Source organism: Maribacter zhoushanensis (assembly GCF_029350975.1).
Classification (GTDB): domain Bacteria; phylum Bacteroidota; class Bacteroidia; order Flavobacteriales; family Flavobacteriaceae; genus Maribacter; species Maribacter zhoushanensis.
This window is the reverse complement of sequence record NZ_JARKMR010000005.1, coordinates 139,567-155,007: the sequence shown is the minus strand read 5'-3', so window position 1 is coordinate 155,007 and position 15,441 is coordinate 139,567. Positions and strand designations below refer to the sequence as shown.

Below are 15,441 nucleotides of genomic sequence, written 5' to 3'. Positions count from 1 at the left end.
TTGTAATAAGTGACAATTATCATGTTTTAAAAAGTGTTTCATTTTCACCTTTGCAATATATTAGTTAATAATTATGCAAGCAGATACATGTTTTCATTGCGGTGATCCTTGTGATAGACAACATATAACATTTGACGAAAAATCATTTTGTTGTACCGGTTGTAAAACCGTCTATGAAATATTCTCTACAAACGATCTAGCTCATTATTATGAACTACAGGAAGCCGCAGGCTCTACACCTAATGCTATTGAAGGAAAATATGATTTTCTAGATAATGAAGAAATTATAGCGAAACTGACAGAGTTTAATGATGGTAACATTCAAATCATCAACCTCTATATACCAACCATTCACTGCAGTTCATGTATTTGGATTTTAGAGAACCTGAATAAACTGAATAAGCACATAACAAACTCTCAGGTAGATTTCCCTAAGAAAACGATTAGGGTAACTTACAAAAATGAAGATTTCAGCTTAAAGAGCCTGGTATTGCTATTGGCAAAAATTGGATATGAACCTTATATCTCACTAGAAGATTTTGAAGGTAAAAAGAAGGTATCTGATAGAAGCTTAATATATAAACTTGGAGTTGCAGGCTTTGCCTTTGGTAATGTCATGTTTCTATCTTTTCCTGATTATTTTGACTTAGGAACTAGTGCCGCTTCTGGTGGTGAGTATTGGTTGAATAAATATCAAGACTTATTTAGGTGGATGATGTTCATCTTTTCATTACCCGTTGTGTTCTATGCCGGGTGGGATTATTTTGTGTCTGCATACAAAGGGTTACGAGCAAAGCTTTTAAATATTGATGTGCCCATTGCACTGGGTATTTTAGTATTATTTCTAAGAAGTACATATGATATTGCTTTTAACCTGGACAGTGGATTTTTTGATTCCCTCACCGGACTCGTATTCTTTCTATTACTAGGCAAGTTCTTTCAACAAAGAACTTATAGCTTTTTATCATTTGAGCGCGATTACAAATCGTATTTTCCTATTGCTATTACCAGATTAAATTTAAAAGGTAAAGAAGAAACGGTACCTGTTCAAGAAATTGAAAAGGGCGATAGAATTTTGATCAGAAACGAAGAGATGATTCCTGTTGACGGTACTTTGGTATACGGTAATGCACAAATAGATTATAGCTTTGTTTCAGGGGAATCTGAACCTGTGGCCAAAGAAATTGGAGAACAAGTATTTGCCGGCGGAAAGCAGCTGAACGGTGTTATTGAAATGATTGCCTTAAAATCCGTATCACAAAGTTACTTGACACAGTTATGGGGAAATGCTGTTTTTAAAACGGATAAAGTAACCGCTTTTCAAAACCTTACCGATAGTATTGGTAAACGTTTTACCATTGCCGTACTTTCTATTGCATTTATTGCCACTGCTTTTTGGCTATACTATGACCCGTCTAAAGTCATGAACGTTTTTACTGCAGTATTGATTATTGCTTGCCCGTGTGCCATAGCGCTGGCATCACCGTTTACGTTAGGCAATATGCTGCGTATTTTCGGTAAAAAGAAATTCTATATCAAAGACACCCAAACTATTGAACGTTTGGCAAAAATAGATACCGCCATATTTGATAAAACCGGAACAATTACCACTTCTCAAAAAAGTACGGCTCATTATGAAGGTATGCCATTATCCCCAGAAGAAGAATCTATTTTAAAGAACACCATAAGAGCTTCTAACCACCCTTTAAGCAGATCTTTATATGATCTACTTAAAGAGCAGAATATCATCACCTTAGATGAGTATGAAGAACATGTTGGCAAAGGGCTTGAAAGCTCAAAAGATGATATAAACATGAAGATCGGCTCTGCCAATTTTGTAGGTAAGGGCAACTCAGAAAATCTATTGGATACTTCTATTTACATCAGCTCTAACGACGCTTATAAAGGACGGTATGTTTTTCAAAATCAATATCGTGATGGAGTTTCATCTGTATTTAAAAACATGTCTGCAACTTTAAACCTGGCAATACTATCTGGTGATAATGAAGGCGAAAAAGAACGACTAGAAGCGCTGTTGCCAAAATTGACTCCGTTGTACTTTAACCAAAAACCAGAAACAAAACTAGAGTTCATAAAATCTTTACAAGACCAAGGCAAAAAAGTTTTAATGGTGGGTGACGGATTAAATGATGCAGGGGCGCTTGCGCAAAGTAACGTAGGCATTGCCATTTCTGAAAACATCAATGTCTTCTCCCCTGCCTGCGACGCTATCTTAGATGCTACAAAATTTCAACAGCTATACTCTTATATACTGGCGTCTAAAAAAGCAATGCGAATTATTAAAATGAGTTTTATATTGTCATTACTCTACAATTGCGTGGGTCTATATTTTGCCATAACAGGTCAATTAGAACCCGTAATAGCGGCAATTCTTATGCCTTTAAGTTCTATTAGCATTGTTATTTTTACTACGGTTATGACCAACCTCATTGGCAGAAAACTTCCATAAGCAAAGAATTATTATCAAAATTCATTTTACACCAATCTTAGTAATTTAAGATGGTAAATCTAGTATTCATTTTTTCTTTCTGTAGCCGTATTAAAATAATTTAATCCACAGAAACACGCCATTTACAAATTAATTTTATTTGTTGATTTTCCGCTACTTAATAACTACAAAACAGCACCAAACTTATCAGTCATTTTAAATATTTAAAGAAAATTTTTAAAGTATGACAATTGTCATTTTCTAAGGTTTGCTTCACTCTTACTTTTACGGAATAATTCAGGTAGGTATGAGTGTAATTTATGTTTTACTAGCAATTAGTCTAGTTGTGGCAATTATCTTTTTTGTCGCTTTTATCGTATCGGTCAAGCAAGGACAATACGATGATGCTTACACCCCATCTGTACGTATGCTTTTTGAAGATGAACTGGTCAAACCAAAAGAGACCAAAACTAAAGATTTTAAACAAGAGAAAATCCAACTAAATAAACAAGTATAATTATGGAAGTACAGCAGTTTTATTACGATAACAAAATCGTGAAAAATTTCCTTTATGCCACTATGTTTTGGGGTATTGTGGGTATGTCTGTAGGCTTATTGTTAGCCTTTATGTTCATTTTCCCCAATGTAACCGATGGTATATCGTGGTTAAGTTTTGGTCGTTTACGTCCATTACATACCAATGCAGTAATTTTTGCATTTGTAGGTAATGCAATTTTTGCAGGAGTCTACTACTCCACCCAACGTTTGCTAAAGGCGCGTATGTTCAGCGATTTTCTTAGTAAACTTAATTTTTGGGGCTGGCAAGCCATTATTGTTTCTGCTGCCATTACGCTACCTCTAGGGTATACTAGTTCTAAAGAATATGCCGAACTTGAATGGCCTATTGATATTGCTATTGCCGTAATTTGGGTTGCCTTCGGTGTTAACCTAATTGGTACCATGATAAAAAGAAGACAGCGTCACCTTTATGTGGCTATCTGGTTTTATCTGGCAACTTTTGTAACTGTAGCGGTACTGCATATTTTCAACAATTTAGAATTACCTGTTAGTGCATTAAAAAGTTACTCTGTATATGCTGGTGTACAAGATGCATTAGTACAATGGTGGTACGGTCATAATGCGGTTGCATTTTTCTTGACTACACCTTTCTTAGGTCTTATGTACTATTTTGTACCTAAAGCCGCAAATAGACCTGTATACTCCTATAGATTATCTATAGTTCACTTTTGGTCATTGATTTTTATATATATCTGGGCGGGTCCACACCACTTATTATATTCTGCTTTACCAGATTGGGCACAAAATTTAGGGGTAGCCTTTTCAATTATGTTGTTGGCTCCATCTTGGGGTGGTATGATCAACGGACTTCTAACACTTCGTGGTGCCTGGGATAAGGTTCGTACAGATCCAGTTTTAAAATTTATGGTAGTTGCAATTACCGGTTATGGTATGGCAACTTTTGAAGGTCCAATGCTTTCACTTAAAAACGTAAACGCAATTGCCCACTTTAGTGATTGGATTATTGCTCACGTACACGTAGGTGCCTTAGCGTGGAACGGATTCTTGACCTTTGGTATGATTTATTGGTTGGTACCTAAAATGACGAAAAATAAATTATTCTCTATTGGATTGGCTAATTTCCACTTCTGGATTGGTACACTAGGTATTATACTGTATACCCTACCAATGTACGTTGCAGGGTTTACCCAGGCCTTAATGTGGAAAGACTTTAACCCAGATGGTACTTTAGTTTACGGTAATTTCTTAGAAACTGTACACGAAATTATGCCTATGTATTGGATGCGTGCCATTGGTGGTAGCCTTTATATTGTTGGTGCATGTGTTATGATCTACAACGTTGTACGCACTATTAAATCTGGTAGCGTAATAGAAGATGAATTGGCAGAAGCAGCAGCACTTACAACAGTTTCTAAACGAAGAACTGCGGGTGAAACTTTTCATACTTGGTTAGAGCGTAAGCCTATTCAATTAACCATTTTAGCAACTGTAGCTATTTTGATCGGTGGTCTTATACAAATTGTACCTACCATTTTGGTAAAATCAAATATACCCACCATTACAAGTGTAAAACCATATACACCTTTAGAACTAGAGGGTCGTGACTTATACATTCGTGAAGGTTGTGTTAGCTGTCACTCACAAATGGTTCGTCCGTTTAGAAGTGAAGTAGAACGTTATGGCGAATATGCCAAGGCTGGTGAATTCGTATACGATCACCCATTCCTTTGGGGTAGTAAACGTACCGGTCCAGATTTATTAAGAGTCGGTGGTAAATACTCAGACAACTGGCACTTGAACCATATGTACGACCCTCAAAGTACCTCATCTGGTTCCATAATGCCTGCCTATGCTTGGCTTGTTAGAGATGAACATGACAGAAGTAATATTCAAACGAAAATGGAAGCAATGGTGACTTTAGGTGTTCCTTATTCTGAAGAAGAAATTGCAAATGCGTACGAATTGATGGATGCTCAGGCAGAAAAAATTGAGAAAAACTTATATAGTGATCCGGATTTTGCAAAATCTTATGAGGCAGACAAAAAGTATGCTGCTGAAAACGGAGAGGAATTCATAGAAATGAGAGACCGTGAAATTGTATCCTTAATTGCATACCTACAACGTTTGGGTACCGATATTAAGATCAAGGAAACTGGTGAATTATTATCTGATAACTAAAACAAAAAATCATGTTCAAATTTGTAAAAGGTTACATGGAAACTATAGATGGGGTAGCAACCTACCCTATGATATCATTACTAATCTTCTTTGTGTTTTTCACCCTATTATTCTGGTGGGTTATTACAGCATCAAAATCATACATTAAAGAAGTTAGCGAATTGCCTTTAGAAGAAGATAACCAACAAAACAACCAATTATGAAAAACAATACAGCCTGGTGGTTAAGAATAACAGTGGCCTTTTTCCTGGTCGTAGTACTTATGGAAGTTTACATTGATAGTGGTGATAAACCAGCTTTTCTAGCTTACCCTACAATGATGTTTGGCTTTATGGCTCTTATTTTATTGCTTTTAATAGCAATAGCCTTTATAGTTCAAGCTATTGAGAATGTTTTATACAATACGCTAGATGAAGAAGCAAGACTGCGCTATTTAGAAGCCAAAGAAGAAAAATGGGAATGGACATGGGGAAAAAACATGTACAACAAAATGTTGGGCAGTAAACCTATAGAGTCTGAAGGTGAAATTATTCTTGACCATAACTATGACGGTATTCGCGAGTTGGACAACAACTTACCACCTTGGTGGGTGTATCTATTTTATGCTTCTATTGTATTTGGAGTAGTTTACCTACTTCGTTTTCATGTCTTTAATGATTACAATCAAAAACTGGAATACGAACAAGAAGTTGCTGCAGCACAATTAGAAATTGAAGCATATAAAAAGACAGCCAAAGGTCTTGTTGATGCCAATACGGTAGAATTATTAACCGATGCATCTGATATTAGTGCCGGTAAAGGCATTTTTGAAAGTAACTGTGTTGCTTGCCATATGGCAGATGGTGGCGGTGGTATTGGACCAAACCTAACAGATCAAAACTGGATTCTTGGTGGTGGTATTAAAAACGTTTTCCATACCATTTCTGAAGGTGGTCGTGACGGTAAGGGTATGATCGCTTGGAAACAGAACTTAAAACCTGCAGAAATTGCTCAGGTAGCTAGTTACGTTTTAAGTTTTCAAGGTACCACACCTGCTAACCCTAAGGCGCCCGAAGGTGATGTTTGGGTAGATCCAAATGCTCCAGAGCAAGAAGCTCCCGCTGAGGCAGAAGCTACTGAGGTAGTTATAGATTCTGCTGCGGTCACCATGAACTGAGTATAGTGAGAGGGTAAAACCTCTCTTAGCCTATAAAGAGAGAAATAATGTCACAAGATCAAGATAATTTTAGAGATTCCATAGGTACCATTAAGGAAGATGGTAAACGTGCTTGGGTATTTCCAAAAAAACCAAGTGGTAAGCTTTATGAGTACCGTAAGTATGTAAGTTATGTTCTGCTTATTTTCTTGATTGCATCTCCTTTTATAAAAATAAATGGCAACCAGTTCTTAATGTTCAATGTACTGGAAAGACGCTTTAACATTTTTGGTTTTCCATTTTATCCTCAAGATTTTCACCTCTTTGTAATCTCAATGATTATCGGGGTAATTTTTATAGCACTGTTTACAGTTGCCTTTGGACGTATTTTCTGCGGATGGATGTGTCCGCAGACTATTTTCATGGAAATGGTTTTCCGTAGAATAGAATACTGGATCGACGGAGACCGAGGTGCCCAAATAAAACTAGATAGACAAGAATGGAATGCTGAAAAAATTAGAAAACGTGTCTTGAAATGGTTTATCTTTTTTATCATTTCATTCATTATTGCCAATGTCTTTCTTGCCTATCTTATTGGTAGCGACCGTTTAATTCAATACATCACAGATGGTCCTGCCCAGCACGTAAGCACCATGGTATCCTTATTGATTTTTACCGGTGTTTTCTATTTTGTTTTTGCCTGGTTTAGAGAGCAGGTTTGTATCATTGCATGCCCTTACGGTCGTATGCAAGGGGTGCTTCTTGATAATAAATCTATTGTAGTTGCGTACGATTATGAACGTGGCGAAGCTGAAAATGGCAGAAAAAAATGGCGTAAGAATGAAGACCGTGAAGCTCTAGGCAATGGTGATTGTATTGATTGCAACCAATGTGTAAATGTTTGCCCTACAGGAATAGATATTAGAAATGGAACGCAACTAGAATGTGTTAACTGTACCGCTTGTATAGATGAGTGCGATACTATTATGGAAAAAGTGAATCTGCCAAAAGGCTTGATCCGCTACGCCAGTGAAGATGAAATTACCAAAAAAGAGAAATTCAAGTTTACACCACGTCTAAAAGGGTATACTGCAGTTCTAGTTATTTTAACGGGTGTTCTAGTTGGTATGATGTTCTTAAGAAATGACCTAGAAGCAAATATTTTAAGGTTACCTGGTCAGCTTTACGAACACAAAGAAGGTAATATTATAAGTAATGTATACACCTATAAATTACTGAACAAGACTACGAAAACCGTAGAAGATGTTCATTTTAAATTGATATCACCTAAAGGAGAAATTAAACTGGTGCGCCACGAAAATTTTGATGTTGACCCAGAGGCTTTGGCAGAAGGTACATTGTTCATTGAAATTAACCAATCTGCCTTAAGTGGTGATAAGAACAACCTTAAAATTGGGGTGTACAGTAATGATAAACTAATTGAGACCACTACGGCTCGCTTTCTAGCACCACGTAGTTATAAATAGTAATTAAACAGAAATATTATGAAGATTAATTGGGGTACCGGTATTGTAATTGCCATTGTAGCATTCATTAGCTTTATTATGTTTTTTGTAGTTACAATGACTACTAGTCATGATGCTAATCATGATTTGGTAACAGAAGAATATTATAAAGCCGAACTTGGCTACCAGAAAGAAATCGATGCTGAAAGAAATGCAAGTATTGCCTCTTCACAAATAGAAATTAAAAAATCTCCTGAGGGTTTACTCGTAATTTTTCCTGATGGATATGATGATACCAATGTAAAAGGTATCGTATCCCTTTATAGACCATCCAACAAGAATTTGGATTTTGACTTACCCATTAGTTTATCCAATTCACATTTGCTCATACCTGACAATCAATTGTTGGATGGTCGTTGGGATATTAAGGTTTTCTGGGAACACGAAGAAAAAGAGTTTCTTCATAAAGAGAGTATAACATTTTAAATTATGCTATTATCTGCCCTCATATTAGGTCTCATGGGAAGTTTGCACTGCGTTGGTATGTGCGGACCCATTGCCTTTATGCTTCCGGTAGATAGAACAAACAATTATAAAAAATTTGGACAAATATTCATTTATCACTTTGGTCGATTAATGGCATATGGACTAATTGGTCTTGTTTTTGGTCTGTTAGGAAAAGGACTTTCCATTTTTGGCATACAACAAAAACTGTCTATTGGTATAGGTATTATCATGATATTGATTGTATTGATTCCTTACAAAACCTTCAACAAATACAACCTATCAAAACCTATTTACAAAGTCATATCTAAAGTAAAGAACCAATTAGGTAAAGAGCTTAAAAAGAAATCGCCAGATACATTTTTAACCATAGGTTTCTTAAACGGATTTTTACCCTGTGGTCTGGTTTACATGGCTCTTTTTGGATCTATTGCTATGGGCGATGCTTTACAAGGTAGTTTGTACATGATGCTTTTTGGCGTTGGCACTTTACCACTTATGACAGCTGCCATTTACTTCAGTAATTTATTAAAAGGCGGTATACGTCAAAAAGTGCAAAAAGCCATTCCTGTATTTGTTATTATCATTGGTGCTCTCTTTATTCTTAGAGGTCTTGGCTTGGGCATTCCTTATGTATCCCCTGCCCCAGTTACCCAATTAGTATCTAGTGCTATAGAATGTCATAACTAATGACGATATCCAAATAAATCTATTCATATGAAACCGTTACCGAACGAGATTGTACTTCGCCCTAGGTTTCAACTGCACATTCCAAAGAATAAAGAAATTGTTCTTAGCAGGTTTCAACAATCAAAAGAGAATCCGTTTTTGGTAAAACGATTAGATGAGCATGTATTCATTAAATTCAATCAAAAAGAGCATCACTTTTGGTCACCACAGCTCCATTTAGAAATAGATGAAGTAGATGATATTAGCTGTAAGCTATATGGTGTTTTTGGTCCTAACCCTACCCTATGGACCTTCTTTATGTTTGTACACTTTATAGTTGCTACTTTATTTATAATTATAGGTATTTGGGCATATTCAAGTGCATCATTAGGTAAAAACTATCATATACAAGTTGGTCTTATGGTGCTATTGGTTCTTATTTGGTTTGTATTATATTTTGCCGGTAGAAGTGGTAAAAAGAAAGGCGAGCCACAAATGCAGCAATTACTAGACTTTATGCAGAATGTTCTTACAGCATAAATTTTATTTTTTTTAAACTCCTTACTATATTTAATATACCAGAATAACTAACGAATAAAAAATGAAACGCATCTTACTTTTAGCAATAACACTAATATTTCTTAGTGCAGAAACTACTATTGCCCAACAACAAAAAGAAGAACCCAAAGGTGTTAATAATATAGCCTATAAATGGGGAAAAATGGCTTTGGATGCAACAGCATCCGATACCGAAAAATTTAAACCAAGACCAACAATTACTTCGCGATATTTAGGGTTGATTTTCATTTCTATTTTTGATGCATGGTCGTTATATGATGAAAATGCAATTCCTGTTTACCTAAAAAATATAGAAAGAAGACCTTTAGCTGAACAAATACTTTCAAATAAAGAAATTGCCATTAGTTATGCCGCTTTTGGCGCCATGAAAGAATACTATTATTCAGATACCGAAATGTTCAGGAAATTTATGGTTGAATTAGGTCTTGATCCAGACAACACATCAATGGACCCCACTACCCCTGAAGGTATTGGAAACTTAGCCGCCAAAGCAACTATAGAAGCAAGAAAAAATGATGGTAGTAATCAATATGGCAATTCAGAAGGCTCGAACGGAGAAGCTTATTTTGACTATACTAATTATAATCCTGTAAATACTGCAGATGAAAGTACAGACATTAACCGTTGGCAACCTAAGTACTTTTCTGATGGAAAAGGGGGACAATATGCACCAGGGTGCCTTACGCCATACTGGCAAAAAGTAACACCTGTTACTATGACATCTGCCGATCAATTTAGACCGGGACCGCCACCAATGTATGGTTCTGAGCAGTTGAAAAAAGAAGTAAAAGAAGTAGTTGATTTACAAGCCAACCTTTCTGATGAAGATAAGGCTTTGGTCGAGTTCATGCGTGACGGCCCACAATCTGTTCAACAAGCTGGCCACTGGCTAAAGTTTGCCCAAGATGTCTCAAGACGTGACAAACATACTTTAGACCAAGATGTAAAAATGTATTTCTTAACTGAGATTACCGCTATGGATGCCTTTATAGCGTCTTGGGATTCTAAGATGTTTTATGACTATGCAAGACCTTACGCATTGGTTCATGAATATTACAAAGACAAAACGATTAAAGCTTGGGGCGGACCTGGAGTTGGTGTAATAGAAATGAAAGGACAAGATTGGAGACCTTATTCTCCAGATATTTTCTTATGCCCACCATTTCCTAGTTATACTTCTGGTCATAGTACCATTAGTGGTGGCTGTGCAGAAGTACTGCGTTTATTTACTGGCGATGATTACTTTGGTGAATCGGTAGAATTAACACCAGGAACCTTAACTGAAATTGATGCTGCTTTTTACGGAAAACCAGTGACTATAACCTTCCCAACATTTACAGAATCAGCAAATATGGCTGGTATGTCTAGAGTTATGGGAGGTTACCATATTCAAGCGGACAACATAGCCGGTTTAGAATTAGGCAGAGATGTTGCAGCTCAAGCATGGAAATTTTATAATGAGCATTTAGGTATTAAATAAGTGTCTTTTAAGAATATCTAAAACAAATAAACCCAAGGCTTTCACCTTGGGTTTATTCTTATCTATAGTATAGGTTAGTAGCTATATTTTAAATGTGATTACAGGTATTCTAGCATGATTAACTACATCTTCCCCAATGCTGCCATTGAACATATGTGAGATTCCTTTACGGCCATGTGTAGGCATTGCTATGGCATCTGCTAAAATGGTATTACCATAATTCAATATACCTTGTTCTACACTGTAATCGTTGTAAATCTCAACTTGTTGTGCCGAATTGGCCTTAGTTAAAAATTTATTTATTTTTTGATAGGCATCTCTATTACTTAAGAATTCATCGTTTGGCGTATTAATGAAAACAACCTCCATACTAGCACCTAACATTTCTGCAAATTCCTTAGCTTTTTGAAAGGCAGGTAAGTTATCATCGTTAAAATCGCACGCAAACACAAAACGGTCTAAACTTAGATTAGTAATCTCGCCTTTAATTACTAAAACAGGTACCGTTGCGTTACGAACTACTTTTTCAGCATTAGAACCAATAAACATTTCTTCTAATCCGCTAGCGCCATTAGAACCCATTACAATTAAGTCTGCATTATGTTCTTCCGCAATGGCATCTAACTCACTAAATACCTTATAATGCTTTATTACCGGCGTTACTTTTACCCCTTCTAAATAAGGTTTTTCCAAAAACTCCTTTAAATTCTTTTCTGCAAGCTTTACCAAGAATACGGTTTGCTCAATATAAATACCATCAGGTGATGATAGTATTGCCTGATTTAGTTCTAACATGTGAACCACTAACAGCTCAACATCATGCTTTTTAGCCAAATCAGATGCTGCCTTTAGTGCTTGTTCTGATTGTTTTGAAAAATCTGTAAGTACAATTATTTTTTTCATGGTAATTTTATTTAGCATTTATTAAGATTAGGAACTTCTTTTTCTTTTATTACTTAAACCGTCATTGAAAACAACTTGGTATCCGGTTTTTTCTTTTGTAATGGCAAATCAAAAGCCATACATACATTTCTAACAAATGGTCTACCCTTTTCGGTTACTTGAAGACTACGTTCGGTAATGTTTACCAAGCCATCTTCTCTCATTTCTTCTAACCTATCTAGAATACTATCCATTTGTGGTAGATGTAATTTAAATTCGCTCCAAGATGTTTTAAACTGACACATTAAATTTAAGATATGTCTTCTTATAATTTGATCTTCCTCTGTTAAAATATGACCTCTATAAAGCGGTATAATATCATTATCTACCAAATTCTGATATTCTTCTACATTTTTTACATTCTGCGCAAAACCATACCAACTATCACTAATACTAGATGCCCCTAACCCAATCATTAAATGGGTGTTAGAGCTGGTATAGCCCATAAAATTTCTATGTAGTTTACCATTTTGCATAGCCTTGTACAGACCATCTGTAGGTAAAGCAAAGTGATCCATACCTATTTCATGATAGCCATAGTTCAAAAGCAATTCCTTACCTGCTTCATACTGCTTTCTCTTTTCATCTCCCGCAGGTAAATCTGCATCGTTATACCCTCTTTGTCCATTACCTGCCAACCAAGGCACATGCGCATAACTGTAAAAGGCAATACGGTCTGGTTTCAGTTCTTTGGTCTTTTCTATGGTATTTTTTACATGTTCCAATTTCTGATGTGGCAAGCCAAAAATTATATCATGACTTACAGATTCATAGCCTATTTCCCTAGACCAATCTGTAACATTTTTTACGTTTATAAAAGGCTGAATTCTATGAATTGCCTTCTGTACGGTTTCATTATAATCTTGAACCCCAAAACTTACCCTTCTAAAACCAACATCATATAAAGCTTGTAAATGCTCTTTGGTAGTATTGTTTGGGTGTCCTTCAAAACTAAACTCGGCATCAGCTGCTTTATCGGCAATTCTTAAAATTCCATCTATTAAATACTTTAAATTCTCTGGTTTGAAAAAAGTTGGTGTGCCTCCACCTAAGTGCAGTTCCTTTATTATAGGTTTCTCATCAAACATATCACTATATAATCTCCATTCTTTTAAGACAGATTTTATATAGGGCATTTCAACATCGTGTCGTTTTGTAATACGCTTATGGCATCCGCAGAACGTACAAATACTTTCGCAAAAAGGCAGGTGTATATAAAGGCTAATACCAGATACTGCATTGCTCACATGAAAACTCTTTTTTACCGAAGCTTCCCATTTTTTTCCAGAAAAGGTATTGATATCCCAAAAAGGAACCGTAGGATAACTGGTGTAGCGAGGACCAGGCACATTATACTTTTGAACAAGCGAACACATATGAATTTGTTTTTTGACAAACATACATGTCATTACCAGTTTAAAATATGATTTATATCAGTTCAAGCATTAATGAAAAAAGATAACTTTCCAAAAAAACTAACGGATCAATAGACAGGCTTATGTAACCAATGTTACAATACTAACATGTAAGATCTAATAATTTTGTTTTTAAATTTAATAGCATGTTACCACAGGGTTCTAAATTGTACAGTATTATATTTTTGAAATGCCCACGTTGCCACAAAGGTGAATTCTTTGAGGCTAATCCTTATAAATTAAGTAACTTCAATAAAGTAAAAGAGCGTTGTCCAAAATGTGATTTAAAATATAGCATTGAACCTAGTTTTTACACAGGTTCTATGTACGTGTCTTATGCAGTTGGTATTGCCGTAGCTGCTGCAGCGTATGTTCTAACCTTACTTTTTGGCCTAGAGCTTTCTATAGGTGCGTTATTTGTAGTGATAGTTACCGCATTGGTATTAGCAATGCCCTGGATCGCTGCAGTTTCTAAATCTATTTGGGCGAATATATTTTTTAAATTTGATAAAGAAATAGCAAAGAAAATTAATTAACCAAGAATGATTCAGGACTTAAAGGAAGAATACGGAGATATCTTTGAAGAAGAGCTCATCAATGAAATTGTACAAGTAGGTACTTTTAAAGAAGTGCCAGAAGGTTATAAATTCATGGAAATCGGTGACTACATTAGAGGTATGCCTTTATTAATTTCTGGAGCCATTAAAATCTTAAGAGAAGATGAAGATGGTGATGAGTTACTTTTATATTATCTAGAAAAAGGTGATACCTGCTCTATGACCATGGCATGTTGTATGGGCGATAAAAAAAGTGAAATAAGAGCCATAGCCGAAACAGATGCCAAATTGATTATGGTGCCTATTCAGAAAATGGAAGAATGGACCGCTAAATACAAATCTTGGAGAAACTTCGTATTTAATAGCTACCATGTTAGATTAAATGAGCTTTTAAGCACCTTGGACAATATTGCTTTTCAAAAAATGGATGAGCGCTTAATTGGTTATCTGAAAGAAAAGGCAAGAGTAACAAATGACAATATTATTCATAGTACCCACCAAGATATTGCCTATGACCTACATAGCTCTAGAGTGGTTATTTCTAGACTTTTAAAGAAGTTAGAAGAAATGGGTAAAATTAAACTTCACCGTAATTATTTAGAAATATTAGATTTATAATACCTCTGTAACCATTGTTACTGCGCAGGTTTCTTACTCAATTTACATTTGTAATATTAATTATATTACATGGAAATCTTGCATATTTTTGGGTATATCAGTGCCCTAATAATCGGTATATCTTTAGGTCTTATTGGTGGGGGCGGCTCTATTCTTGCTGTGCCCGTTTTAGCTTATCTTTTTTCTATTAACGAAAAAGCCGCTACCGCCTATTCTCTCTTTATAGTTGGTGCCAGTGCACTTGTAGGTGGCTGGAAACAACATTTAAAAGGTTATGTAGATTGGCGTACCGCTATCGTTTTTGGTATTCCTGCAATAATAGGTGTAACGTTGGTTAGACATTATGTGGTACCGGCAATGCCCAATATTTTATTTGAAATTGATAATTTTCAATTTACACGTAGAATGGCCATGTTTGGTCTATTTGCAATTTTAATGATTCCTGCGGCGTACTCAATGCTTAAAAAAGAAAAGAAGATTGAGAATACGGGAGTGGTTGCCTATAACTACCCTTTAATTTTATTAGAAGGACTATTGGTAGGTAGCATTACGGGACTAATTGGTGCAGGAGGCGGATTCTTGATTATACCGGCATTAGTGGTTTTGGCGAATGTTGAAATGAAAGTTGCCGTAGGCACCTCTTTAATTATAATTGCCATTAAATCTTTAATGGGTTTCTTTCTGGGCGACGCCATGACAATGCTCATAGACTGGGAGTTTCTTGCCATTTTTACATCAATCTCATTCGTAGGTATTTTTATTGGTAGTTACCTCAGTAGTTTCATTGACGGTAAAAAACTAAAGCAAGGTTTTGGCTATTTTATTCTTGTTATGGCTGTCTTTATTTTCTATATGGAATTCTTTAAATAAATTTTGGCTTATGTGACAAAAGTCACAGTATAAGACTAT

15 protein-coding genes are annotated in these 15,441 nt (G+C 35.7%); 13 read left to right on the top strand and 2 right to left on the bottom strand.

Translation table 11 applies throughout. The annotated features are described in order from the left end of the window. The first annotated feature begins 73 nt into the window (after positions 1 to 73). The 10 genes from PXD56_RS15570 to PXD56_RS15525 all read left to right on the top strand — a co-directional run bounded on the left by PXD56_RS15570 (position 74) and on the right by PXD56_RS15525 (position 11,000). Positions 74 to 2,470, top strand: coding sequence for a heavy metal translocating P-type ATPase (locus tag PXD56_RS15570; protein ID WP_276494269.1), 2,397 nt, complete (start codon positions 74 to 76; stop codon positions 2,468 to 2,470). Positions 2,471 to 2,756: 286 nt separating this feature from the next. Continuing rightward, a complete protein-coding gene (gene ccoS, locus PXD56_RS15565) occupies positions 2,757 to 2,966 on the top strand; it encodes a cbb3-type cytochrome oxidase assembly protein CcoS (protein WP_276494268.1) in 210 nt (69 codons plus the stop codon). A 2-nt stretch (positions 2,967 to 2,968) separates the two neighbouring features. Next, positions 2,969 to 5,167: a cytochrome-c oxidase, cbb3-type subunit I gene (gene ccoN / locus PXD56_RS15560; protein WP_276494267.1), complete on the top strand. Its 2,199-nt coding sequence runs from the start codon at positions 2,969 to 2,971 to the stop codon at positions 5,165 to 5,167. Between the two features lie 11 nt (positions 5,168 to 5,178). Then, positions 5,179 to 5,370, top strand: coding sequence for a cytochrome C oxidase subunit IV (locus PXD56_RS15555; protein ID WP_076550414.1), 192 nt, complete (start codon positions 5,179 to 5,181; stop codon positions 5,368 to 5,370). Continuing rightward, positions 5,367 to 6,323: a cbb3-type cytochrome c oxidase N-terminal domain-containing protein gene (locus PXD56_RS15550; protein ID WP_276494266.1), complete on the top strand. Its 957-nt coding sequence runs from the start codon at positions 5,367 to 5,369 to the stop codon at positions 6,321 to 6,323. Before PXD56_RS15555 ends, PXD56_RS15550 begins: the two co-directional genes overlap by 4 nt. Positions 6,324 to 6,370: 47 nt before the next feature. Next, positions 6,371 to 7,789, top strand: coding sequence for a cytochrome c oxidase accessory protein CcoG (gene ccoG, locus PXD56_RS15545; RefSeq protein WP_276494265.1), 1,419 nt, complete (start codon positions 6,371 to 6,373; stop codon positions 7,787 to 7,789). A gap of 18 nt (positions 7,790 to 7,807) precedes the next feature. Continuing rightward, entirely contained in the window at positions 7,808 to 8,254 is a 447-nt protein-coding gene (locus PXD56_RS15540; protein ID WP_276494264.1) for a FixH family protein, read from the top strand. Positions 8,255 to 8,257: 3 nt separating this feature from the next. After that, on the top strand, positions 8,258 to 8,962 hold the full coding sequence (locus PXD56_RS15535; protein ID WP_276494263.1) for a sulfite exporter TauE/SafE family protein: 705 nt from the start codon (positions 8,258 to 8,260) through the stop codon (positions 8,960 to 8,962). Positions 8,963 to 8,989: 27 nt separating this feature from the next. Beyond that, positions 8,990 to 9,481 carry a GTP-binding protein gene (locus PXD56_RS15530; RefSeq protein WP_276494262.1) on the top strand — a complete coding sequence of 164 codons (492 nt, stop codon included), beginning with the start codon at positions 8,990 to 8,992 and terminating at the stop codon, positions 9,479 to 9,481. A 61-nt stretch (positions 9,482 to 9,542) separates the two neighbouring features. Next, positions 9,543 to 11,000 carry a vanadium-dependent haloperoxidase gene (locus PXD56_RS15525; RefSeq protein ID WP_276494261.1) on the top strand — a complete coding sequence of 486 codons (1,458 nt, stop codon included), beginning with the start codon at positions 9,543 to 9,545 and terminating at the stop codon, positions 10,998 to 11,000. Between the two features lie 81 nt (positions 11,001 to 11,081). Here PXD56_RS15525 and PXD56_RS15520 read toward each other — a convergent pair whose 3' ends face one another. Together PXD56_RS15520 and hemN are read right to left on the bottom strand one after the other, a co-directional pair. After that, positions 11,082 to 11,903 carry a universal stress protein gene (locus PXD56_RS15520; RefSeq protein ID WP_276494260.1) on the bottom strand — a complete coding sequence of 274 codons (822 nt, stop codon included), beginning with the start codon at positions 11,901 to 11,903 and terminating at the stop codon, positions 11,082 to 11,084. Positions 11,904 to 11,956: 53 nt separating this feature from the next. After that, a complete protein-coding gene (gene hemN, locus PXD56_RS15515; RefSeq protein WP_276494259.1) occupies positions 11,957 to 13,318 on the bottom strand; it encodes an oxygen-independent coproporphyrinogen III oxidase in 1,362 nt (453 codons plus the stop codon). A gap of 185 nt (positions 13,319 to 13,503) precedes the next feature. On the opposite strand from hemN, the gene PXD56_RS15510 reads away from it, so the two are divergent. The 3 genes from PXD56_RS15510 (at position 13,504) to PXD56_RS15500 (ending at position 15,402) form a co-directional block, all read left to right on the top strand. After that, positions 13,504 to 13,893 carry a DUF983 domain-containing protein gene (locus PXD56_RS15510; RefSeq protein WP_276494258.1) on the top strand — a complete coding sequence of 130 codons (390 nt, stop codon included), beginning with the start codon at positions 13,504 to 13,506 and terminating at the stop codon, positions 13,891 to 13,893. A gap of 6 nt (positions 13,894 to 13,899) precedes the next feature. Then, complete coding sequence (locus PXD56_RS15505) at positions 13,900 to 14,532, top strand: Crp/Fnr family transcriptional regulator (protein ID WP_276494257.1); 633 nt, start codon at positions 13,900 to 13,902, stop codon at positions 14,530 to 14,532. A gap of 69 nt (positions 14,533 to 14,601) precedes the next feature. Next, positions 14,602 to 15,402: a sulfite exporter TauE/SafE family protein gene (locus PXD56_RS15500; protein WP_276494256.1), complete on the top strand. Its 801-nt coding sequence runs from the start codon at positions 14,602 to 14,604 to the stop codon at positions 15,400 to 15,402. The last annotated feature ends 39 nt before the right edge of the window (positions 15,403 to 15,441 follow it).

Excerpts from the sequence above, each read along its gene's own strand:
- PXD56_RS15570 (WP_276494269.1), top strand. The coding sequence starts at position 74 with ATGCAAGCAGATACATGTTTTCATTGCGGTGATCCTTGTGATAGACAA.
- ccoS (WP_276494268.1), top strand. The coding sequence starts at position 2,757 with ATGAGTGTAATTTATGTTTTACTAGCAATTAGTCTAGTTGTGGCAATT.
- ccoN (WP_276494267.1), top strand. The coding sequence starts at position 2,969 with ATGGAAGTACAGCAGTTTTATTACGATAACAAAATCGTGAAAAATTTC.
- PXD56_RS15555 (WP_076550414.1), top strand. The coding sequence starts at position 5,179 with ATGTTCAAATTTGTAAAAGGTTACATGGAAACTATAGATGGGGTAGCA.
- PXD56_RS15550 (WP_276494266.1), top strand. The coding sequence starts at position 5,367 with ATGAAAAACAATACAGCCTGGTGGTTAAGAATAACAGTGGCCTTTTTC.
- ccoG (WP_276494265.1), top strand. The coding sequence starts at position 6,371 with ATGTCACAAGATCAAGATAATTTTAGAGATTCCATAGGTACCATTAAG.
- PXD56_RS15540 (WP_276494264.1), top strand. The coding sequence starts at position 7,808 with ATGAAGATTAATTGGGGTACCGGTATTGTAATTGCCATTGTAGCATTC.
- PXD56_RS15535 (WP_276494263.1), top strand. The coding sequence starts at position 8,258 with ATGCTATTATCTGCCCTCATATTAGGTCTCATGGGAAGTTTGCACTGC.
- PXD56_RS15530 (WP_276494262.1), top strand. The coding sequence starts at position 8,990 with ATGAAACCGTTACCGAACGAGATTGTACTTCGCCCTAGGTTTCAACTG.
- PXD56_RS15525 (WP_276494261.1), top strand. The coding sequence starts at position 9,543 with ATGAAACGCATCTTACTTTTAGCAATAACACTAATATTTCTTAGTGCA.
- PXD56_RS15520 (WP_276494260.1), bottom strand. The coding sequence starts at position 11,903 with ATGAAAAAAATAATTGTACTTACAGATTTTTCAAAACAATCAGAACAA.
- hemN (WP_276494259.1), bottom strand. The coding sequence starts at position 13,318 with ATGTGTTCGCTTGTTCAAAAGTATAATGTGCCTGGTCCTCGCTACACC.
- PXD56_RS15510 (WP_276494258.1), top strand. The coding sequence starts at position 13,504 with ATGTTACCACAGGGTTCTAAATTGTACAGTATTATATTTTTGAAATGC.
- PXD56_RS15505 (WP_276494257.1), top strand. The coding sequence starts at position 13,900 with ATGATTCAGGACTTAAAGGAAGAATACGGAGATATCTTTGAAGAAGAG.
- PXD56_RS15500 (WP_276494256.1), top strand. The coding sequence starts at position 14,602 with ATGGAAATCTTGCATATTTTTGGGTATATCAGTGCCCTAATAATCGGT.